Origin of the sequence: Bacteroides timonensis (genome assembly GCF_000513195.1) — a bacterium.
GTDB lineage: Bacteria > Bacteroidota > Bacteroidia > Bacteroidales > Bacteroidaceae > Bacteroides > Bacteroides timonensis.
In genome coordinates this window covers 1-20,046 of sequence record NZ_CBVI010000159.1, presented here as the reverse complement: position 1 = coordinate 20,046, position 20,046 = coordinate 1, and the positions used below count along the sequence as shown (strand labels likewise).

The 20,046-nt window shown below is 52.0% G+C and carries 20 protein-coding genes; 3 read left to right on the top strand and 17 right to left on the bottom strand.

Going from position 1 to position 20,046, the window contains the following annotated elements; all coding sequences use genetic code 11:
• From BN161_RS26235 to BN161_RS26220, 4 genes are all read right to left on the bottom strand, one after another.
• A partial coding sequence (locus BN161_RS26235) for a DUF4134 family protein (RefSeq protein ID WP_044271939.1) occupies positions 1-189 on the bottom strand: 189 nt, incomplete at its 3' end.
• A gap of 62 nt (positions 190-251) precedes the next feature.
• Positions 252-989 (bottom strand): hypothetical protein, encoded by a 738-nt coding sequence (locus BN161_RS26230; protein ID WP_044271936.1) that lies wholly within the window; start codon positions 987-989, stop codon positions 252-254.
• Entirely contained in the window at positions 986-1,474 is a 489-nt protein-coding gene (locus tag BN161_RS26225) for a DUF3408 domain-containing protein (RefSeq protein ID WP_044271935.1), read from the bottom strand. Before BN161_RS26225 ends, BN161_RS26230 begins: the two co-directional genes overlap by 4 nt.
• An 8-nt stretch (positions 1,475-1,482) precedes the next feature.
• Entirely contained in the window at positions 1,483-2,232 is a 750-nt protein-coding gene (locus tag BN161_RS26220) for a ParA family protein (protein ID WP_044271948.1), read from the bottom strand.
• A 660-nt stretch (positions 2,233-2,892) separates the two neighbouring features.
• Here BN161_RS26220 and mobA point away from each other — a divergent pair.
• From mobA to mobC, 3 genes are read left to right on the top strand one after another with little or no spacing between them, the layout of a single operon-like run.
• Positions 2,893-3,324 (top strand): conjugal transfer protein MobA, encoded by a 432-nt coding sequence (gene mobA / locus BN161_RS26210; protein ID WP_044271930.1) that lies wholly within the window; start codon positions 2,893-2,895, stop codon positions 3,322-3,324.
• Positions 3,309-4,565, top strand: coding sequence for a conjugal transfer protein MobB (gene mobB, locus BN161_RS26205; RefSeq protein WP_044271929.1), 1,257 nt, complete (start codon positions 3,309-3,311; stop codon positions 4,563-4,565). Before mobA ends, mobB begins: the two co-directional genes overlap by 16 nt.
• Positions 4,566-4,607: 42 nt before the next feature.
• Positions 4,608-6,623, top strand: coding sequence for a conjugal transfer protein MobC (gene mobC / locus BN161_RS26200; protein WP_044271927.1), 2,016 nt, complete (start codon positions 4,608-4,610; stop codon positions 6,621-6,623).
• A gap of 30 nt (positions 6,624-6,653) precedes the next feature.
• Here the strand turns inward: mobC and BN161_RS26195 are convergent, their stop codons facing one another.
• The 13 genes from BN161_RS26195 to BN161_RS26135 all read right to left on the bottom strand — a co-directional run.
• Complete coding sequence (locus BN161_RS26195; RefSeq protein ID WP_044271925.1) at positions 6,654-7,256, bottom strand: RteC domain-containing protein; 603 nt, start codon at positions 7,254-7,256, stop codon at positions 6,654-6,656.
• 98 nt (positions 7,257-7,354) lie between these two features.
• On the bottom strand, positions 7,355-8,215 hold the full coding sequence (locus tag BN161_RS26190; RefSeq protein ID WP_044271923.1) for a helix-turn-helix domain-containing protein: 861 nt from the start codon (positions 8,213-8,215) through the stop codon (positions 7,355-7,357).
• Between the two features lie 23 nt (positions 8,216-8,238).
• A complete protein-coding gene (locus tag BN161_RS26185; protein ID WP_044271922.1) occupies positions 8,239-8,697 on the bottom strand; it encodes a MutS N-terminal domain-containing protein in 459 nt (152 codons plus the stop codon).
• Positions 8,694-10,013 carry an RNA-directed DNA polymerase gene (locus BN161_RS26180; protein ID WP_052356431.1) on the bottom strand — a complete coding sequence of 440 codons (1,320 nt, stop codon included), beginning with the start codon at positions 10,011-10,013 and terminating at the stop codon, positions 8,694-8,696. The genes BN161_RS26185 and BN161_RS26180 overlap by 4 nt, the downstream gene beginning before the upstream one ends.
• Before the next feature lie 204 nt (positions 10,014-10,217).
• On the bottom strand, positions 10,218-10,589 hold the full coding sequence (locus BN161_RS26175; protein ID WP_044271920.1) for a four helix bundle protein: 372 nt from the start codon (positions 10,587-10,589) through the stop codon (positions 10,218-10,220).
• A 69-nt stretch (positions 10,590-10,658) separates the two neighbouring features.
• Positions 10,659-12,311: a fimbrillin family protein gene (locus BN161_RS26170; protein ID WP_044271918.1), complete on the bottom strand. Its 1,653-nt coding sequence runs from the start codon at positions 12,309-12,311 to the stop codon at positions 10,659-10,661.
• Between the two features lie 24 nt (positions 12,312-12,335).
• Positions 12,336-13,445: a fimbrillin family protein gene (locus BN161_RS26165; RefSeq protein ID WP_052356430.1), complete on the bottom strand. Its 1,110-nt coding sequence runs from the start codon at positions 13,443-13,445 to the stop codon at positions 12,336-12,338.
• Positions 13,446-13,589: 144 nt separating this feature from the next.
• Complete coding sequence (locus BN161_RS26160) at positions 13,590-14,351, bottom strand: hypothetical protein (protein ID WP_125910938.1); 762 nt, start codon at positions 14,349-14,351, stop codon at positions 13,590-13,592.
• Between the two features lie 52 nt (positions 14,352-14,403).
• Positions 14,404-15,699: an alpha/beta hydrolase family protein gene (locus BN161_RS26155; RefSeq protein ID WP_125910937.1), complete on the bottom strand. Its 1,296-nt coding sequence runs from the start codon at positions 15,697-15,699 to the stop codon at positions 14,404-14,406.
• Between the two features lie 34 nt (positions 15,700-15,733).
• Positions 15,734-16,705, bottom strand: a complete 972-nt coding sequence (locus tag BN161_RS26150) for a fimbrillin family protein (protein WP_044271942.1) — start codon at positions 16,703-16,705, stop codon at positions 15,734-15,736.
• Between the two features lie 46 nt (positions 16,706-16,751).
• Positions 16,752-17,534 carry a fimbrillin family protein gene (locus BN161_RS26145; protein WP_262483938.1) on the bottom strand — a complete coding sequence of 261 codons (783 nt, stop codon included), beginning with the start codon at positions 17,532-17,534 and terminating at the stop codon, positions 16,752-16,754.
• Between the two features lie 184 nt (positions 17,535-17,718).
• Positions 17,719-18,645: a FimB/Mfa2 family fimbrial subunit gene (locus BN161_RS26140; RefSeq protein WP_125910936.1), complete on the bottom strand. Its 927-nt coding sequence runs from the start codon at positions 18,643-18,645 to the stop codon at positions 17,719-17,721.
• A gap of 34 nt (positions 18,646-18,679) precedes the next feature.
• On the bottom strand, positions 18,680-20,046 hold a 1,367-nt coding region (locus BN161_RS26135; RefSeq protein ID WP_316931152.1), incomplete at its 5' end, for a DUF3575 domain-containing protein.

The following is a 20,046-nucleotide window of genomic DNA, read 5'->3' as shown; positions in this document are numbered from 1 at the left end:
GACTTTTACCCCGCCAATCAATCCGCAGACCGCTCCGATAGCGTACACTAACTTCGTCCCCGGATCAAAATATCCCGTTATCATGTTCGTTGCCTCCGTTATCCCTGCTTGTCCGTTACCTTGTGCATAAGTAGCACCCACAGCCACAAACAGAGTGGCGGCAGCTAAAAGAAATCTCTTTGTATTCATAAACATTTGTTTTTTAGTGGACGCAAGGCTGTATTGCCCCGCATCCGATTATTAATAATTGGTTACACAATATCATCTATACTGAAATCTTCCGGAACCTCCCCGTCAGCCTCATTGCCGTTATCATCCGTTCCGTCGGACTGTTCCTGCCGGTAGTTCTCCATGTGCAGGTTGATCAATTCCGTCACCCTTTCCGCCCGTTGCGGGTGGTTGGCAACCAACTGTTCGAACATGTCCGTATGTTGCAGCTCCGTCAGTGTCCTTCCGGCTTTCTGTTCCTCCTGCTCGCTCACCGTTTCCTTTACCTTTCCCAGCACTTTCACGGCGGCGTACATATCCTCAAAACTCACGCCCGAAGCCATTGCCCCCGGCTCGCTGCATCCTTCCAGTTCCTCGTCCTCATCCTCATAATCCAGCGACACATCAATATCCATCGGTTCATTATCTGCCCCTTCCGGTGGTGTGTTGTTGAATATCCCATCCAGTTCTTCATCAGGCACTTGCAACGGATGTTTTTCCGGTTCGGCGACAAAAGTATCATCTTTTTCAACTCCTTTTTCGCTTTCATTTTCCGTGGCTTCGAGTGGCTTCAAAGTGGCATCGAGTGGCACCGTTACCGGAAGTGCAAAATGGCTTTTCCCCAGAATCCCGGCTACCGTCGCATCCTTTCGGGGCAATATCGCGGCAGCGTTCCGCGCCGCCTTCCGTCGCTTCCATTTCTCATAGTGCAGATAGACCGCAGCCCATAGCACATACAGGATGGCAAGCCCGAACAGCAGTATAAGCACCTCCTTGCTCATATCAGATCCTCCCTCTTTTGCCGGTACAGTTCGTTAATCTCTTCCTTGTGCCTTTCCAGATGTTCCGCCAGCACCGTGTCGATATAGCCGCCCACCGTTATATCCTTGTCCGCTATCACATGCACCAGCCGGGAGATGACCGCATGAATCTGTCCGCTGATATACACGCACTGCCGTGTTTTCAGCTCGTTCCGTTTCAGGAACTTTTCGCCGTACTCCGACAGCCCCCGTTTCTTTCCTTTTCCCGTTTCCCGGTTCTCCTTCGCCCGTTCCACCGCTTGCAGTGTTCCGCCCGTTTGTTCCCGTTCCTTCACCGCTTCCGTAGCACCCGCCACCTTCTCCGTCGTTTCCTCCCGTACCTTCTCCGCATCGTTGCCTTTTGCAGTCGCCTCCGGTGCCTGCTTCCCCGTCGTCTTGAACGACGAGATGATGAAATTTTCGTCAATCTCGTCCAGATTAACGTCCTCTTTCAGTTTCTTCGCCATACGCCTCCTTATTGAATCAGTTCCAGTATCTCATCAATTATCTCATTCAGGTTGCTGCCCCTCACCAGTGCCTTGTCCGCCGGAAAGATAGTCGAGCGGAACAGCGCCTTGTGCCCGGCGGACAACTCCCGCCGGAACCGCTTGCTGTCCGGCAGGAAGGTCTTCAGTACCGACAACCCCAAGTCACGGATCACCTCCTCATACACAGCGTACAGTTCCGATTTCTCCCGTCCGTCCACCATGTTCCAGAGCAGGTGCATCCCCTTGATTTTCGACTTCCCCGTAGTAATCAGCGTATCGTTCAGCACCACCACGAAGCGGAGCGTGCTCTCCATCACCACCCGGTCAGCCGATATAGGGGAGAAGATATAGTCCATCCGTGCCAGCGTGCGCACCACGCCGCCGTTGTTGATAGTCCCCGGCAGGTCAAAGAAGATAAAGTCAAAGTCCGTGTCCGCCAGCTCCGCGGCTCTCGTCACCGCATCCTCCGGTGTGCTCTCGATCACCGGATACGCCTTCTTTTTCAGTCGTTGCACCTGCTCGTATGCCATCCGCTTGTAGTACGGATCGTCCATTGCCATTTTCAGGTCACGTTCCCGCATCTCCACGATGCTGTGTTGCGGATAGTCACAGTCCACCACGGCAACATTATAATCCATTACATAGTGCAGGTAACTTGCCACCAATACGGTCAGCGTTGTTTTACCGGCTCCTCCCTTTTGGGTGGAGAAAGCGATGTACTTCGGTTCCTTTTTCATACGTTCAATTTTTAAATCGTTCATTATTCAATTCATTATCTCAATACTTCCTTATCTCTTTACGCCATCCTTTCCCTGTTTCCGTGTAGCATTGCATCACCACTTCACTGTTTCACCATCGAAGAACTTCTTCGTTTCACCACTGACGAACTTCATCATTTCCATACGTCAGTACGACAATGCTTCACTACAACAGCACGTCAGTACATCACCATTGGAGAACATCACCGCCTCACTGTTTCCGTGCCTCAAAAGAATGGCGGCGCAAATAAACGACTAATTGAACTCCCCTGTATCACTTTGAAAATCAGTGGCATCAACTGGCACCAAAGTGGCACCGAGTGGCACCGTTACGGGTTCTTCCGCCCGTTTCCGTCCCCCTAACTTTGCATTGTTAAGCAGTCCGGGTTGCACCCGCCGCCCTTGCCGTCTGTCGCTAACCCTAATCTGACCGGGTACGGTCAGATTTTTATGTTCACCCGAACATAGCAAGCTGTGTTTTTTGCTGCACGAAACAAGTTCTGCCGCAAAAAACGCTTGCCCCTTTTCCGATGGAGAAAGGGGGGACAATTACCTCCGAAGTCGGTAATTGTGGGGAGAGAGTGGTAGGGCGTAGATACTCCGCCGGGCTGTCATTGTACCACTAAAAAAATCAGATGTATGAATGATGAAAAAGAAAAAAGCCGCCGCAAGGGTGGCAGAAATCCCAAGACCAACCCCGCCGTTTACCGCTACACGGTCAACTTCGATGCCGTCGAACACGCCCGTTTCCTCACACTTTTCGAGCAGTCCGGCTTGCATTCTATGGCGCAGTTCATTGCCGCCCGTGTCTTCTCCGAAGAATTTCGGGTAGTCCGTACCGACCGTGCCGCGCTCGAATACGTTGCCAAGCTCACCGCATTGTACCAGCAGTTCCGCGCCGTGGGCGTCAATTACAATCAGGTGGTGAAGGAACTCCACGTCCATTTCTCCGAGAAAAAAGCCCTCGCCATGCTTTACAAATTAGAGAAATCCACACTGGAATTGATAGAGTTGAGCCGTAAGATAGTCGAACTGTCCAATACCTTTGAGAGCCGATGGTTGCGAAAATAAGTACCGGACAATCCCTTTACGGTGCCCTTGCCTATAACCAGGACAAGGTGGACGAAGGTCATGCCCGTGTGCTTGCCGCCAATCTCGTCCTGCAACCCGAAGACGGGCAGTTCCGCATCGGCGACTGCATGGACGACTTCCGGCGGTGGATGCCGTCCCACTACCGGACGGAGAAGCCCGTTATCCACATCTCCCTCAATCCGCACCCCGACGACGTGCTCACCGACGAACAACTCACCGCCATCGGCGAGGAATACATGCGTAAATTGGGATATGGCGACCAGCCCTACCTGATTTTCAAGCACGAGGACATTGAGCGCAGACACATCCATATCGTCAGCCTCCGGGTAGACAGCAACGGCAGGAAAATCAACGACAGCAACGAGTACCGCCGCAGCAAGGCGATCACCGAGGAACTGGAACAGAAATACGGTCTCCATCCGGCAGAAGGGCGGAAGCAGGGCGACGACTGGCAGCTCACCGCCGTGGACAGCAGCAAAGGCAACCTGAAAAAACAGATCGCCAATGTAGTGAAACCCCTCTTGAAGATATACCGCTTCCAGTCCGTGGGCGAGTTCCGAGCCCTGCTTTCCCTGTACAACATCAGTATGGACGAAGTCAAAGGCGAAGCCGGCGGACGCCCTTACCACGGCATCGTGTACTCCGCAATGGACAAGGACGGCGAAAAGACCGGCACACCGATCAAATCCTCCGTCCTCGGCAAGACCACCGGCATTGCCGCCATCGAAAAACAGATGCAGCAGTCCGCCACCGCAATCCGGGACAAGCAGCTCAAAGAGCATACCCGCCGCATCGTTTCCGCCGCCATGCAGCGCACCCGGACAGAGTCCGCTTTCCGCCGGGAACTCTCCGCGCAGGGCATCGACCTCGTGTTGCGCCGCAACGAAGACCACCGCATCTATGGCGTCACCTTCATCGACCACCATAGCCGGGTAGTCCTGAACGGCTCCCGTCTGGGCAAAGACTTCTCCGCGAATGTCTTCAACGAATATTTCGGCAGCAGCGGAGAGGAACCGCAACCGCAGCAGGAACAGCCAACCGTCACCGGCGGTCATACCGGACGGAAACCGTCGGCAGACAGCCGTACCGATACCACCGCAACATCCGCCGACGGCGGTCTGCTTTCCCTTTTCTCTCCCGACCCCATACTGCCCGACCGCGAGCCCCCGCTTCCCCGGAAGCGGAGAAAAAAGCGTCGCCGTTACGGACGTCAGGATTAACCCCATAACATATTGTATCACACTATTAAAATTCAAAATATTATGTCACAAGAAGATGATTTAAGAGGATTGGCACGGGTGATGGATTTCATGCGTGCATTGAGTATTCTGTTTGTAATAATCAATATCTATTGGTACTGTTACCCCGCCATCAAGGAATGGGGGATAAACATCGGAGTAGTGGATAAGATACTGCTCAACTTCCACCGCACCGCCGGGCTGTTCACCTATTCGCTCTGCACCAAACTCTTTTGCGTGGTGTTCCTTGCCCTTTCCTGCATCGGCACCAAAGGAGTGAAGGAAGAAAAGATAAAATGGGCGCATATCTGGGCAGTCCTTTCCGTAGGCTTTGTACTGTTCTTTTTCAACTGGTGGTTGCTGGACATGCCCGTGTCGTTTGTCGTCCGCACCGCGTTCTATATCCTCACCCTTTCCGTCGGTTACCTCTGCCTGTTGGCGGCAGGCATCTGGATCAGCCGCTTGCTGAAGAACAACCTGCTCGACGACGTTTTCAATAATGAAAACGAGAGTTTCATGCAGGAAACCCGGCTCATGGAAAATGAATATTCCGTCAATCTCCGCACCCGCTTCTTCTACAAGAAGAAATGGAACGACGGATGGATCAATGTTGTCAACGTTTTTCGTGCGAGCATCGTATTAGGAACACCGGGTAGCGGGAAATCCTTCGCCGTGGTCAATTCCTACATCAAGCAACAGATAGAAAAAGGCTTCGCGATGTTCATCTACGACTTCAAGTTTCCCGACCTCACCACCATTGCCTACAACCACCTGCTCACCCATCAGGACGGGTACAAGGTCAAGCCGCAGTTCTACATCATCAACTTCGACGACCCCAGCCGCAGCCACCGGTGCAATCCGCTGAACGCCCGGTTCATGACCGACATCTCCGATGCCTACGAGAGTTCGTACAATATCATGTTGAACCTCAACCGTTCATGGGCGGCAAAGCAGGGCGACTTCTTCGTCGAATCGCCCACCATCCTGTTTGCCGCCATCATCTGGTTCCTCCGCATCTACAAGGACGGGCGCTACTGCACTTTCCCCCATGCCGTTGAATTTCTCAACAAGCCCTACGAGCAGATTTTCCCCATCATGTCCTCTTATCCTGAACTCGAGAACTACCTCAGTCCCTTCCTCGACGCATGGCTCGCCGGAGCCGCCGACCAGCTCATGGGACAGATAGCATCCGCCAAAATACCCTTGTCCCGTATGATTTCCCCCGCCTTGTATTGGGTCATGTCCGCCGACGAGTTCACCCTTGACATCAACAATCCCGATGCACCCAAAGTCCTCTGCATCGGCAACAACCCCAACCGGCAGGCAATTTACGGTGCCGCTTTGGGACTGTACAACAGCCGCATCATTAAGTTGGTCAACAAGAAAGGAATGTTGAAGAGTTCCATCATCATCGACGAGCTGCCCACCATTTTCATCAAAGGGTTGGATAACCTCATAGCCACCGCCCGAAGCAACAAAGTCGCCGTACTTTTGGGCTTTCAGGACTTCTCCCAGCTCATCCGCGACTATACCGACAAGGAGGCGAAGGTAATCATCAACACCGTCGGCAATCTCTTTTCCGGGCAGGTTGTCGGCGAAACCGCCAAGACATTAAGTGAGCGTTTCGGCAAGATATTACAGAAACGGCAGAGCATGACCATCAACCGCAATGACAAGTCCACCTCCATCTCCACCCAGATGGACAGCATGATACCGCCCAGCAAGATTTCCGGGCTGACGCAGGGCATGTTTGTCGGTTCCGTTGCCGACAACTTCTCCGAGCGCATCGAGCAGAAGATTTTCCATTGCGAGATAGTGGTGGATGCCGCTAAGGTAGCCGAAGAAGAGAAGAGCTATCAGAAAATCCCCGTTATCACCAACTTCGTGGATGACAACGGAGTGGATCACATGCAGGAGATGGTACAGGCTAACTACAACCAAATCAAAGAAGACGTCCGGCAGATTGTCGCCGATGAACTGGAGCGTATCAAGAACGATCCCGCCCTCTGCCACCTGTTGGAATTGGGTAAGAAGGACTAAACCCCTCAAAACAGCAGGAGGAAAAAGCAATTACTTTTTCCTCCTGTACAGTTTCTCGTCGTCCCTTTCCATCCTTTCCAGCAGGGCGTCCCTCATACTGTCTATATAGGTGGTTCGGCTCTCCTGCACCCGTTCCCGCATGTTCACATAACAGCCCGACGGGTCTTTGATTTCTATCCCTAACATCTTGCCGAAGTGCGCCGCCACCTCCTTGATGGTCACCTTCCCTTCATTGAAATTCTTCAGTGTGTCCGAGCCGTAGATAAACTCCATCAGATGAATCACCTTTCCCGTCCATACAATCGGCGGCAGTGTTTCTTCTCCTTCTTCTTCCTCCGTTCCTTCCGCATTTCCTTGCGTGCCGTCCTTTGCCCATTCGATGGCGGCTTCCACAAATGCGATGCCCCCGTTGGCGGACAACCTGCCGCCCGTTTCCGTCCTCCTGTCCTCGATATGGATCAGCAGTGTCCGCAGGTGGTGCAGGGAAAAGTAGATGAATGTCACATTCTTTTCCTTCATGCAGAACTCATAAATCCGGTGGGTAAAATCACCTAACGCCTCTTCTAATTCCTCGTTGGTGGCATCTCCTTGGGAGAGTAGCCGTATATAGGGTGTTGTCTTAAATTCCTCCATGTATGAAAATATCCGTAAATACCTATTTTGCTTTAAATTGGCTGCAAAGGTACGGATATTCCCGTTTCGGCTTGTAACCGAAAATAATCATAAATTCATCATTTCTGTGCATGTTTTTTCCGCAGGTTGGTGGGGCTGTCGCCGAGGTTCGTCTTGCAGAAACGGTAGAACTGCTGGGGCGAGGCGAAGTTGAACTCCTCTATGATGTCATGGAAGGGGATATAAGAGAAAGAGAGCCGGTATAGGATATGTTCCGAGCGTTTCTTCAGTAGCCATTGATAGACCGCTGTTCCGAACTCCTCCTTAAAGATGCGCCGGAAGGTCGTTATTCCGTAGCCGCACAGGTCGGCAAGCTCCTGTGTATCGTTGGCTTTCATGTAGTGCGCCAGTACGAGGCTTTTGAACGGCACCTCTTCCCCCGTCATCGGGTGGAAGAATGTTTGCAGCTCTTCCGCTGCATAGTAGCGGCTGAACAGCCGTATCAGCTCCTTATGTTTCAGGTGCCATAGCTGTATATCCTCCGTGCCGTCCGTCAGATAATGGCGGATGCTTTCCATAAATAGCTTGATAGCCTCATGTGTCGGCAGCTTGCAGCAATAGGTGGTGGGGTTGCCGCCCTCTTCCTTTTTCTTGTGCGTGTATAGATAATTGAGTATGCAGTTTTCCGGACGGCAGACCGTGTTATTGAAGGTATGGATTACCGCATGGGTATCTTCCAGTATCTCCCCCTGGCAGTCAGCCATGCGGGGCAGGAACAGTATGTCGCCTCCTTGCAGCGTTTCTTCGCGGAACAGGCTGCTTGTCAGCCGTACTTCACCTTTTTGGCAGAATACGATGTAGTTCATTCCCTTGTCTGTATTGCTGAATGTTTCCCCTTTCCGGAAACTACTCAATAGGAAATGGCAGTTGTCCGGCGTTTCGTTGCAGGGCAGGTGATGATAGGTTTTCGTTTCATTCATAAATTGGATAGATGGATAAGGTGTTATTTATTTTTTAATTCTTTCTGGATGCCTGCCAGAAAGTTCAGTGCATCCAGTGGAGTGGCACACGACAAGTCGTAGTCCATTATTTTCCGTTCCCATTCGCGGATGGGATTCTCCGGGACGGTTTTCTTCGTGTCTGCCGGTGTGTCGTCTATCAGCGTGTCGTCTTCCGTGGCGTCCAGCCCCGTAAACTCCACCCATGTGTCTGTTTTCGCCAGTACCTTACCGCCCGCAGCCTCTATGCGTTCCGCCACTGTTGACAGACTGTCTGCCGGAAATCCGGCGACCAGCACCTCCCGTCCGCCTTTCCTTGCCTTTCGCTTCACCCGGTAGTGCATCAGCCGTGCCAGCGCAAATGCGCCGGCGTTGTAGGCATGGAAGAACATGCCCACTTTCATCAGGAAGAGCGTTGCGTTGCCACCGGCTTCCTGCTTCTTTATCAGTTCTTGTTCCGTCATACGGCTTCTTTCCTTATCAGATGGTAACTTACGATTTCCCGGTGCATCTCCCGTTGCAGCCGGGCGCGTGCGGTATATTGCTTTTTCAGCACAATCTTTTCCAGATGTCCCGACACATACATCACTTTCCACCACTGCGGGGCGATGCTGCCTTCCAATAACAGCTTTTTCCGGATGTTGTAGGTGGCGAAGTGCTTCATCTGTCCCAAGTACGAGTTCACCGACGCCACGAACTGTTCGCCGTGCGTTTCCACATATCCCGGTTCTTGTGCCAGATGGTTGTAGTGCGCCAGCGTATCATGGAAATACCCCACCGTGCGGTTGCTGATATATGTCCGTCCCGGTTTCACCACGCCGCCGATATATGGGATGCCTTTGCCGTAGTGTTGCAGATACATCTTCCGGGGATGCAGGGTCAGCCCGTTTGTCGCCAGCCATTCGCGGATGCGTTTGCGCTTCTCCAACAGGTATTCCTTGCTGGTATGCACCAGCGCCATGTCGTCCACATACCGCCCGTAGAATGGTATGCCCCACTGCTCCGTAATCAGGTGGTCGAGCGGACTCAGGAAGAAATTTCCCGACATCTGGCTCGTCAGATTCCCGATGGGCAGTCCGTGTTTTCCGTCCGAATGGAACAGGCTCTTGTCCCATGGCAGCCCCTTCCAGTGGGTTGCGGGACAACGGCGGATGCAGTTCTTCTCCGGCCGGTTGAAGATGGTTTCGCGCAGCAGGTAAAGCAGCTTCTTGGATATATCCATGAAGAACGAACGGATGTCGAGCTTCATCACGTAGCAGTCCTTGGTGTAGTTCTCCGAACATTCGCGGACAAATCCCCCCACCCGGCGGATGCCGTAGAGCGTCCCTTTCTCTTTCCGGGTACTGTAGCTGTCGTCTATAAACTCCGCTTCCAGCAGCGGCTCTATCTTGCGGGCAATCAGGTGGTGTACCACCCGGTCGCGGAAGTCGGCGGCGAACACCTCGCGCTGTACCGGCTTGAATACAATGAAGGCGACAGAGCGGGAAGGCTTGTAGGTTCCGGCGTTGATTTCACGCCACAACCCGATGCACTTCCGCTCATAGTCCGCCTCGAAGGCAAGGGCGTTATGCGTCCCCCGTTTCTTGCGGCGGCAGGCGAAGTAAGCCTCAAAGACTTCCTCCAGGCTGATGCCGCCCGTTTCCTCGGGAGCGAATAAGCTGTTTGTTTCCATTGTTTGTTTCTGTTTCATAGGTTTTAATGTAAAAGCCAAAGAAGAACGAACTCTATTGTTGTTGTTCTTATTGCCGTTGTTGTTCACGTTGCCATTGTTGAAGTTCACATACCACGCGTTGTTGCTGTTGTTGCTGTTGTTGCTGTTCTCCGTACTCGACCAGTAGTTGTCGTTGTCGAAAAACGTTGTTATCTGTTTTGTCTTTACAAGAAGGACAAGCCTTCCTGTCGATAACCCTTTTTCATTTTAAAACCGGCTCTCTCCGGCAAGCCTTGACCGACCGGACTCACGCCACAAAAACATTTCTTGCCATTATCTCTTGTTTCCATTGTTTTGTTTTCCTTTCTCATTATATTGTTTCCAACCCGTGGCTTGTTTCCCTATCTTTTCCATTTCGAGGGCGAACACTGCCACTTTTTTGGTATCTATCACCTTTTGCTCGGCACACACACGAAGCAACATCTGTAATATGCTGAACTTCGATAAGAACTCTTTGATAAGTTCCACCTTTTCGTAGCTGCTGTTCGCTTTATAGAGCAACATTGACATATCCAGACACACATCTACCATCCTTGTCCCCAGACTATATTTATAGTATCGGGGAAAGTCTTGCGTGGCACGTATCAGCAGGTTCAACAACCGGTATGTGGCGCGGTAAATAGGTAATTCTTCAGTCAGAGCCATAAAAAATATCATCGACCCGCTTCGCGGGGATTCGTTTTTAATAGATGAATAATTTTAATAGATAAATAACTAAAAAGCAAGAAGGGGACGCACACGATAGGGATTGACGTACTTATAGCCGTTGCAGTACACGTAGCCATCGTAGAAGTCCACATACCACGCGTTGTCGCTGCGGTCGCTGTCCTCCGTACTCGACCAGTAGCAGTAGGAGTAGCCGAAAGTAGTTCCTCTGTCGACTTTCCCGATTTGAGTATTCAGCATGTTTTTTCCACTTGTACCACTACTATTCCCTTGTCCCCAACACACCTGTTTCAACTCACAAACGGAAGGCCAATACCAACCGCTACTGCTTTCAGGGACAGGATGGGCGGACTGGAAAGCTGCCAGACCTTTGACGGGTTTCACACGCTTATTACCTTCTGAACCGTAACCGTCTCCCGTTTGACCCTCTACATATTTATTGTACTCCTCCAAGGCAAGGGTATTGGCGTAACCCTGCATCTTGTCTGTTACTTGAACACTGGTGAAACCGCTGGGTCTACTGACAGTTCCCGACCACGTGGCACTACCCAACCAAGTGTTGACATATTCATAGCCACCATACGTCCATGTCATGGTGGTATTGCTTGAATTGTCCGGAGCAGGCATATCCCACAAGGAAACGACCAAACCGTGCGTACCGCCGGGGAATTGACTATCCAACAGCGTGTAGTTGTCGCCCTTGATGTCGCCTAACCAATACACGATACCGATACAACCCTCTTTTGGAGGATTACTTGCGTCGCCGGGGCAGATGCTGCCGTCCGAATAATAGAAGTCACCTACGGCAAGAGCACGTTCTGTGGGAGTAGAGGGAGCGCCGCTGTATGTCACATTCAGCCGCTTGTAATTACCGGAGGACAAGAAAAAACTTCTTTGTGTATTATATTCGATGGTCTTGCTGTCGGCTGTATTGAACGTGCCGCTGACGGTGACGGAACTACCGGCGGGAACGATGTAGCGGTAAACACCTTTGACTATGGAGTAAGGTTTAATCGTTGTTGCACCGCCGCCGCTACTCGGAGTAAGGCTGAACGTGGGATTGAGGACGGGGACGGAATATTCGTAAGCATCGGCAGCTTCCGAAGTCTTGTACTTCTGCACCGGAAGGGAAATCTCTATCAAGGACATCACGTGAGAGAATGTGAAAGAGAGGGACTTGCCGCTTACGGATGCAGCGTCAACTGATGCCGTCATCAGGTCGCAAGCGGTATACTTGGCATACGTGCTTTGGTCGGTGACGGTGGCTACGGTGTTGTTGAAGGCTGTGACGATTGCGTCAACGCTTGTTTTATCGTTCATGCTCTCACTATAAGGATAGTAGGCAAAGTACGTTGCACCGGCATATTTATAGACGGGTGTGCTACCGCTCCACTGTGCACCGTCGTAAGTGAGCTGCACGTTCTTGCAGTCGGTAATTACGCTACCGTTCTTCACGGCAAACACGCCTATTTTGTCGCCTTTCACGAAGGTGGTGGTGTAACCGCTTTCTGAAGCGCGGGTTTGCGGAGTACCGGTTTGCGCAGTGCCGTCCGTGGAGGCGAAGCCGTCGGCACGGGCTGTAACGGTGAGTGTGGTGCCGTCGGTGACGGTAACTACCGGTTCGTCGTCGTTACTGCAACCGCACAAAGAAATAGCGGACAGCAGGACGAGTAAGGGAAAATAAAGTATGTTCGTTTTCATATTTGGAGTGTTTATAGGTGATTATTAGGGATTGTTACTTTTTTCTGTACCGGTTATGTTTTCATCGCTGCCGTCTTGTGTCCAGCCGCTGCCGTTGCCGTCCGTGCCGGGAGTGACGGTTTGCCCGTTGCCGGTTATGGTTTCACCGCTGCCCGTCCATTGGGGAGAGGCGGAGGAAGTTACCGATAAATAACCGTGCTTCACGGTTATTTCATACGTATGTTGCTGGCCGCCTTGCAGGTTGGCGTCGCTGTCCTGTGTCGGGGTATAATAATAGGTATTGCTGCCGCCGCTGCCATCAGAGAGGGTGATGGCGATGAATTTCTTGCCCTTCATCTGTTGCGGAATGACGAGGGCGGCGTAGCTGGCAAGGGCGGTTGTTGTACCGCCCGCCAGCGTACCGGCAGTAGTTAACTTCTTGGCTATAATCGTGCCCATGTCGTCTGTACCGGTTGTGGGAGTCCATGTGCCTACGGTGTTATTATCGGTCGGCATAGAGTATGTACCTTTCAGGGAGAGGTTATTATCATGACCGATAACCACACTCTCTATGGCAGAGGCATCCGTAGCCGCTTCGGCGCTCTTGATGTTGATGATGACCTTTGCCGTCTGGTGATGGAAAGCCAGGCTGTTGGCTGTTCCGCCGGTGGAGCTATTGAAAGCGATGCTCGTTGCAGGAGCGTAGAGGAAATCGCTTTGCTGGTAGCCCGTACCGTTGCTGGCGTTCTGGTCGGACTGCACCGCCCACGATGCACCGCCCGGCGACGTAGCGTTGTAACCCGTACCGTAGTACCATGCCGTGACGCTGATGCTGTTGGTATTCTGCCAGTAAAACGGAGTGGTGCCACTTGCCGCGCTCAAGGTTGCAGAATTATTACCGGCAGTTGTAGGGGTGTATTGCTTAACGTCGCCGCCCACCTGCACGGCTATCGGGTCGCCCGTAGTCCACTGCCCGTCGGCAGTGGCGGCGCGGGTGGCGGCAAGTCCCTCTACCGAGGTGGCAAACGTCATGGGATATTTGCCATCCGGCAGCGTGGTGCCGTCGTCCTCATCCGTGCTGCACGAGGCAAGCAGCGAGAGGCAAGCAACACCCGCTACCAAATACGTTCTGAATTGATTTGCTTTACTCATCATATATTTCTTTTTTTGTTTTTTCCGTTCTTTCTATATTTCTTTCTCCATCTGCGTGCCACCGCCCCCGGCGAGAGGGGCAGTCGCTACCTGATAGGGCGGCTCGTTCCGGACGTACGCACTCGGTGCCCGGCGGTGGCGGTGTGTTTACCTTGTAAAATTCCCGTTGGATGCCTTTCGGAAACCTTCGAACCATCGTTCCACCTTCTCGCGGAAGTCCTCTTCCGTGATGGTAACGGATGCGGCATCCTGCTTCTTTAAATGTTGATAGATTTTCAATCCGTATTCCACTATAAGCGTCCGGTATGCATCAAAGAAAACGTTCTTGTCATCGTCTGTCATAAACGGAGCGTGCAGCCATTCCGGCCTAAACAAGTCCTTGCGCTTTCCCTTGAACTTGCGGTATTGCACCAGGAAATCATTCTCGGGGAAAGAATCTCCAAGTTGGGGCAGGCCGCATGACGGCAGGAACTCGTCCAGCACTGTTTTCCAGGCTGCCACCTCCTCCTTGTAGGCATTTGCCAGATTGTCTATCGCCTTCTGGCTATATTCCTTGAATTTCCCCGCGTTCAGGTAATGCGAATTCCAGAAGTCCGCCAGCAAGACTCCGGCCTGTTTCTGGAACGCATCGGCATCAATACCGTATTTACCGTAAAAGGCTGTGAAGTAAATATTTTCTTTCCTGGGAAGCGTGCGGTTGAACAGAACCAGCAGGCGGTTCAGCACCGTAAAGGTATTTCCGTTCACCCCCGGCAGGATTCCGGCATCCAATCGGCTGTTCCAATGTCCGAGCAGGCTGTTTATCCACTCCAAAGGCATAGTGATATACAATGTATGTATCTTGTCCCACATTCCCTCTACTGATTCATCTTCGGGTGCACAGCACAGTGTCCATAAGTGGTGGGGCACACTGATATTATCTTTGATGATACAGGGAATATGCACATTTGAAAAAGGAAAATCACCCCCCCGGTTCTTTTATAAGACCGGCCAGGACAAGCACCTTGATTTCTTCCAACTGTTTCTCCATGCGGATGTACTCATCCACACAAAGGGCGATATCGGCAGTCCCATGTCCGGAATTTCCTTTTTCCGGCAACCGTATCTTGGAACCGAGGAGATTGCCTACCCTGCTTACCAGGTCATGGGGAGTAATGTAATGACTGATATTGCATGTTGACAACTGCAGATTTAGTTCCAGGCTTCTGCAAGTCTGTGAGGACAGGCCTGCAGAATTAAAACCGACACCGGTAAGCCTGCCTTGTGCCCTCCAGATATTAGCGGCCACCGAATATTGCGTAAGCCCTCCTCCCAATGAATGTCCTATCACCCTTACATTATGCGAAGGATATTCTTGCAGCATCAGAGAGACTACACCGATTGCCATCCGGTAGAACGCGCTATAGCCGACGAGTTGTTGGATGTCGGCCTTTACTGTGGACAAATTCGCCAGGTCTGTACCCGCAAAGCCGATCAATACGGTATCATCACCCTCCATACCGAACCACACATGAAAGGAAGCAGGATGAAGAACGGCATATCCGTTTTCTTCGTAAATCGCCTCGTCGTAATATTTTTTAAACAACTCGGGAAGCTCGTCGAAAGAGAGGCTCCGTATGCCATCCACCTTTTCATGTTTGCCCTCATACGCCCAGTTGGCTACCTTCAAATAATCACGCACCCGGACAGGCAGGGGGGACTTTTCTGCGGGATAGGGATTCTGCGGGGCATATAGGTCAGCCATAGGGTCGGTATAGGTTCCATAAGGGAAATACTGTTTATAAAGGGAAATGAAACCTTTATTGTAATCAGGGAATGCTTTTTTCCCGATTTCGTCCAGTTCCTTTTCCAATTGCCTGGCTTTTGGGGTCAGTCTCTGCATAAACCGCTGGAACTCCATATCGTTTCTACATATCGTGCCTTTCTGATTCACAATAAATAAAGTCCTTTTTTGCAAAAAGGGATCATTTTTCAAACTGTTTATAAACGAGGACAAATTAATCCTGTCGTCTTCATCCGACAACAGAACCGCTTTTCCCGTACCCTCCGCTTCCGGTAATTCCGGACGGGTATCGGAATCTTCGTCCACTGTTTCAAAAAACAACTTGTTCAGAAGCCGGTCATACTCGATGGCGGACTCGACAAAGTCCGTCCATTGTTCTTCACTCAACCCGGAGCCGGATTCCTCCAGTTGTTTCCTGTATCCGGCAATCTTTTTTTCCAGTTGTGACAGCAATTCTATATTGGATTGTTCCATAATCATTCTTTTTTTTAGGTGTTTCAGTATCCGTTTATTGCATTACTGCATCCCCCGATGTGGGAGTTTCGCTTACCGCTTCCCAGTCCGCGATTGTGGAGGTCACTTCAAGCCCGGTCTTTTTTGCCGTTATCTGGTAGATGTATTTCTTGCCGCTTTTAAACTCGGTTTGCGCTCCAAGTGGATAAACCAGGGATGCGTTGTCCGACAAAGTGACTTTTATGAATGGAGTTCCATTAGCCAATGTCTGGGGAACGATGATAGCCTCGTTATAAGTAGGATTGCTAAAGTCACTACTGGTTGCATTTCCAATTTGGATAGCAACCGCATCATTATCATTGCTTGTCGCACTTACCATATTGCCTAAATCATCGGGTATAGTCGCACTTTTGGCAGGAGTGAAGTTCGCTTTCAGCTTTGTTCCTTCGATAGTCACGGTAGCACCCGTCAGGTTGGGATTACCGTCGCCCGCTTTCAGTGCCACCTCTACTTTGGAGAGCATGTGGTAGAATGTCAGTGCCACTGCTTTTTTGCTGCGTTCCACATCTTTCTTCACAGCATAGAGCAGGTCTGATTTGGCATAGCCTTTCATATCCGAACCGGACTGGTCGGCTTCTACCGAATGTACGATAGCCGTACTGGGAAATGCTGTGGTATTTTCCGTAAATGTAGCGTCTTTGAAGTTTCCGTGCAGGGCATAGAACTCCAGTTTGCTGTCGTCGGTGGGATAATATTGGCTATTGCCCGTAAAACTGCCGCTACTGCCTGCCGTCAGCGTCCATGCCTTTATATAATCCGCCGTAGAGGGAGCCTTGTCCGCCCATGCGTAAACCGTTTCACCGCTTAGTATCTGCGTTGCCTGCGTGTTGGCACGCGTCTGTGCGGTTACACCGCTCGTGAGGCGTATCTCACCGTTCCAGTTGTCCGTCGGTTCGTTCTCGTCATTGCTGCAACCTGCCAGTATCATTGTGGCGGCTGCCATTGTCATCAATAATTTCGCTTTCATTTTTAATTTCTTGTTTATATTACAATACATACGTTTGGGTTATCTGTTATTCGGCTTCACCCGTTTCGCCGGAGCCGTTGCCCGCTGTCCAGTCCTCCACTTTGGAGCTGACCTCCACACCGGCTTTACCGATGGTGATGGTGTACAGGTATTTGCTTCCGGCTTCGAACTTCTTTGACTTTTCGGCACTGTTCACGCTCCAGCGGAACACCTGGTTTCCTAACTTGGGTACGGTAAATTCCAATGCCATATTTTCCGTACTCGCCGCGGGCAGCACGATGCCTTCGGCTTTCAGCCCTTCGGTATGCAGGTTGACCGCCGTTGCCGTGCCTGCGGTGACGGTTACCCCGCTGCCTGTAACCACGTTGTAGGCGGCTTTCGTCTGCTGGTTGGTAATGCGGGTAGTGGTGCCTGTTAGGTCATCATCCGTCAGTGACACCCCGTCCGCCTTGACGGTGATGGCGAGCTTCACCAACTTATGGGTAAAGACAAACGCCACTTTCGGGTCGCTCTTATCTTTGCCCGCTACCTTGGCGGCACCCATCAGGTCGATAGCCTTTTGCGGGGTTTGATTGCTTACGTCGACTGTGTACACGTTGTCCTCCGCCCATGTTTCCCGATAGGGATAATAGGCCACAAAATCGCGCGTTGCGCCATTCGTTGGGAAATAGAGGGTTTGTCCTTCGGCTGCCGTGAAACTGCCGTTTTCCGCTGTTTGGCCAGTGGTGTACTTGCGGTTCCCGTCCCCGTCCGTCTCCTCGCCGTCCAGCATGTAGATGCCGATGGCATCACCCGCTTCCCAGGTATTGTCGTAGGCACGGGTGTTCATCCGGATGCCGCTGGTAGCTTCGAGGGCTACCAGCCCGTCAGTGGGTTGCGGTGCGTTCCCCTCCTCGTTGCTGCACCCCGACAAAAGAACAATTGCCGGCAATGCGTAGATAAATGCTTTCTTATTCATATCAATCCTATGGTTTTAATTCAATTGTTGTTTCTTTCAACCGTTGTTTCTGGCTTTAGTGGATAGTGATGTCGTCATTGTCCACTTCCTCCCATCCGGAAATTGTACCGTCCGTACCGGTCGGTGTTTTCAGTGCCAGCGTAGCGTTCAGTGCCAGCGGTTCCGTGTCGTCGCCAAAGTCCTTCAGCTTTTCGCTCAGGTCGGTGACGACAGTCTGCGTGCTGCCATCCGTCAAGGTAAGGGCAAGCGTCAATATCTGTTTCTCCCCGTTTATCACTCCCGGCAAACGCAGGGTGGCGGAGAGCAACGGCTGCTCTGCCGTGCGCGTCCGTCCGCCGTCCGTCCTCACCACGAAGGCGGGAGAGACCGTTTCCGTTTCTGTGGCGGAAATGGCCCCGGTGGTCAGATCCACTATGGATGCCACACCTGTCAGGGTGGCGGCGGTATGCGCGATCCGCCTTTCATCGCCGGGATTCAGTTTCAGTCTCAATGCCAAGCTGCGGATATGCTGTTGCATGATGGCGGTTACTTTCAGCGTGTCGTCTTTCTCTATCTCCAGTTCGGTGGCGGCGGAGAACAGATAGCCGGGCAGGGGCTCCAGCGTGCCGTCAGGCAAGGTGTTCACCGTAGCGGCATTCCCGCTGATGGTGATGCCTTCCGCATGATGATACACCAGCAGGTTCTGCCTTCCGGGATCGAACAGGACGTCGAAGGCGTTCGTCTCTCCGCTCATCGTCTGTTCCTCCGTGCCGATGCGCAGAATATAACTGTCCGGCAGAACGGCATCCGAAGAACGCCTCGTCCAGTCGGTCGTTATCACTACCGCTCCTTTGTCGGGTTGCGGCGTATCGGACAAGTCGTCCTCCACGCAACCGCTTAACGGCTGTACTGCAAATGCAAATATCAACAGTTTGCAGATGCCGGACAATTTTATTTTTCGGTTTGCCCGGACTGTTTTATGAATGGCTGTTTTCTTCTTCATGATTCTTCATTTTTCACTCTTCGTTCTTCGCTCTTCATTCAAACGGCTTCCATACCAGTGTCACCCCCAGTTGGTTGACGCCCGTGTATTTTTTAGTATCGCTCTCCCGGCGTACCTGAACATGTTCTATCACTTCGTATTTGTCATAATCGGCATGGGTATAGCCGATGCCGCAGTGAAAATCAAGGCTCAACGCCCGGTTAAGCGCCAGCAGGTAGCCGCCCGTGATGCCGCCGCCCTGATAGTCGCCTTGCCGGCCGGTATCGCCCGTCTTGTAATTGAATTTGCCGGTGTGGTACATCGCGCCCAGATAGCCCCGTTTCTCCTTACCTATATAATAGCGCACTTCGGGGGAGATTTTCCAGAGGGCGTATCTTTTGTCTTTGTCGCTCCATGACCACGAAGTCCACGTGCCGTTTACGAGTATGCCCCAATTGCGGTCGATGCGCCATTCCACGCCAAGGTCGGGCGTGAGCGTAGCCCAGCGCAGCAGGTTGGCATGCAAGGCAAAAGTGTAGGGATTGGCGGCGGCTTCGGTTGCCCGGCGTTGTTCCTCCGCTTCGGCAGCCTTCCGTCGTGTAGCTTCCGCTTCACGGCTTGCGACGGCTTCGCGGGCGGCAAGTTCCTGCTGTTTCTGTTGTTCGGCGGCAAGCCGGACATGGGCTTCGGTTTGTTGTTGTTCCTCTATTTCGCGGTAATAGCTCCGCACCACCTCGGCGGCTTTCGCTCCGGCAATCCGCTCTATCTTTTCCACACTGGCGGGGAAGGCAACTACCACCACTTCCCGCAGGCTGTCAGCGTATGGGGCGGCAATGCGGCGGTCGGTGACAAACATCTGCTCGGTGATGCCCACGCGCTGTATCAGTTCCGATTTCACCCGGCTGCTGCGCAGGTAAGCCATCCGTTGTGCCGTTGTCCGGCTGTTGCCCGTGGCGGCATAACTGCTCACCGATATGTACATCCGCCCTGCACGCAGGTGGTCGATGTGGGCTTGCAGCACGGCGCAAAGGCGGTTCAGTTCCGTCTGGTTGTCAGCGTAGGGCACATAGAACACATCTTTATGCGGCACAAAACGGAACACAAAGGCAGTATCCGCCGTCTTGTCCTGTGCTTCAGCTGCCAATGCAAGCAATGCGAGCAAGAGGGTAAATCCTGTTCGTTTCATTCTTCTTATCATAGTCTCTTTATGGATTGATTTCACATACTCCGGAAGGAGGGATAGGAACATAAAAAATCCGCAAAAAGAAAAGATATTCTCTTTGTGGATATGTATTGCAATTTGTTTGTTATCAGGTATATTACGCGCGCACGAACTTTGTTTATAGGCGCCTGCTCGGTGTGTGTGTGTGTGTGTGTGTGTGTGTGTGTGTGTGTGTGTGTGTGTGTGTGTGTGTGTTAGTT

Excerpts from the sequence above, each read along its gene's own strand:
- BN161_RS26150 (WP_044271942.1), bottom strand. The coding sequence starts at position 16,705 with ATGAAAGCGAAATTATTGATGACAATGGCAGCCGCCACAATGATACTG.
- BN161_RS26190 (WP_044271923.1), bottom strand. The coding sequence starts at position 8,215 with ATGAATGAAACGAAAACCTATCATCACCTGCCCTGCAACGAAACGCCG.
- BN161_RS26195 (WP_044271925.1), bottom strand. The coding sequence starts at position 7,256 with ATGGAGGAATTTAAGACAACACCCTATATACGGCTACTCTCCCAAGGA.
- mobC (WP_044271927.1), top strand. The coding sequence starts at position 4,608 with ATGTCACAAGAAGATGATTTAAGAGGATTGGCACGGGTGATGGATTTC.
- BN161_RS26230 (WP_044271936.1), bottom strand. The coding sequence starts at position 989 with ATGAGCAAGGAGGTGCTTATACTGCTGTTCGGGCTTGCCATCCTGTAT.
- BN161_RS26175 (WP_044271920.1), bottom strand. The coding sequence starts at position 10,589 with ATGGCTCTGACTGAAGAATTACCTATTTACCGCGCCACATACCGGTTG.
- mobA (WP_044271930.1), top strand. The coding sequence starts at position 2,893 with ATGAATGATGAAAAAGAAAAAAGCCGCCGCAAGGGTGGCAGAAATCCC.
- BN161_RS26225 (WP_044271935.1), bottom strand. The coding sequence starts at position 1,474 with ATGGCGAAGAAACTGAAAGAGGACGTTAATCTGGACGAGATTGACGAA.
- BN161_RS26155 (WP_125910937.1), bottom strand. The coding sequence starts at position 15,699 with ATGGAACAATCCAATATAGAATTGCTGTCACAACTGGAAAAAAAGATT.
- BN161_RS26185 (WP_044271922.1), bottom strand. The coding sequence starts at position 8,697 with ATGACGGAACAAGAACTGATAAAGAAGCAGGAAGCCGGTGGCAACGCA.
- BN161_RS26145 (WP_262483938.1), bottom strand. The coding sequence starts at position 17,534 with ATGAACACCCGTGCCTACGACAATACCTGGGAAGCGGGTGATGCCATC.
- BN161_RS26165 (WP_052356430.1), bottom strand. The coding sequence starts at position 13,445 with ATGATGAGTAAAGCAAATCAATTCAGAACGTATTTGGTAGCGGGTGTT.
- BN161_RS26170 (WP_044271918.1), bottom strand. The coding sequence starts at position 12,311 with ATGAAAACGAACATACTTTATTTTCCCTTACTCGTCCTGCTGTCCGCT.
- BN161_RS26220 (WP_044271948.1), bottom strand. The coding sequence starts at position 2,232 with ATGAAAAAGGAACCGAAGTACATCGCTTTCTCCACCCAAAAGGGAGGA.
- mobB (WP_044271929.1), top strand. The coding sequence starts at position 3,309 with ATGGTTGCGAAAATAAGTACCGGACAATCCCTTTACGGTGCCCTTGCC.
- BN161_RS26140 (WP_125910936.1), bottom strand. The coding sequence starts at position 18,645 with ATGAAGAAGAAAACAGCCATTCATAAAACAGTCCGGGCAAACCGAAAA.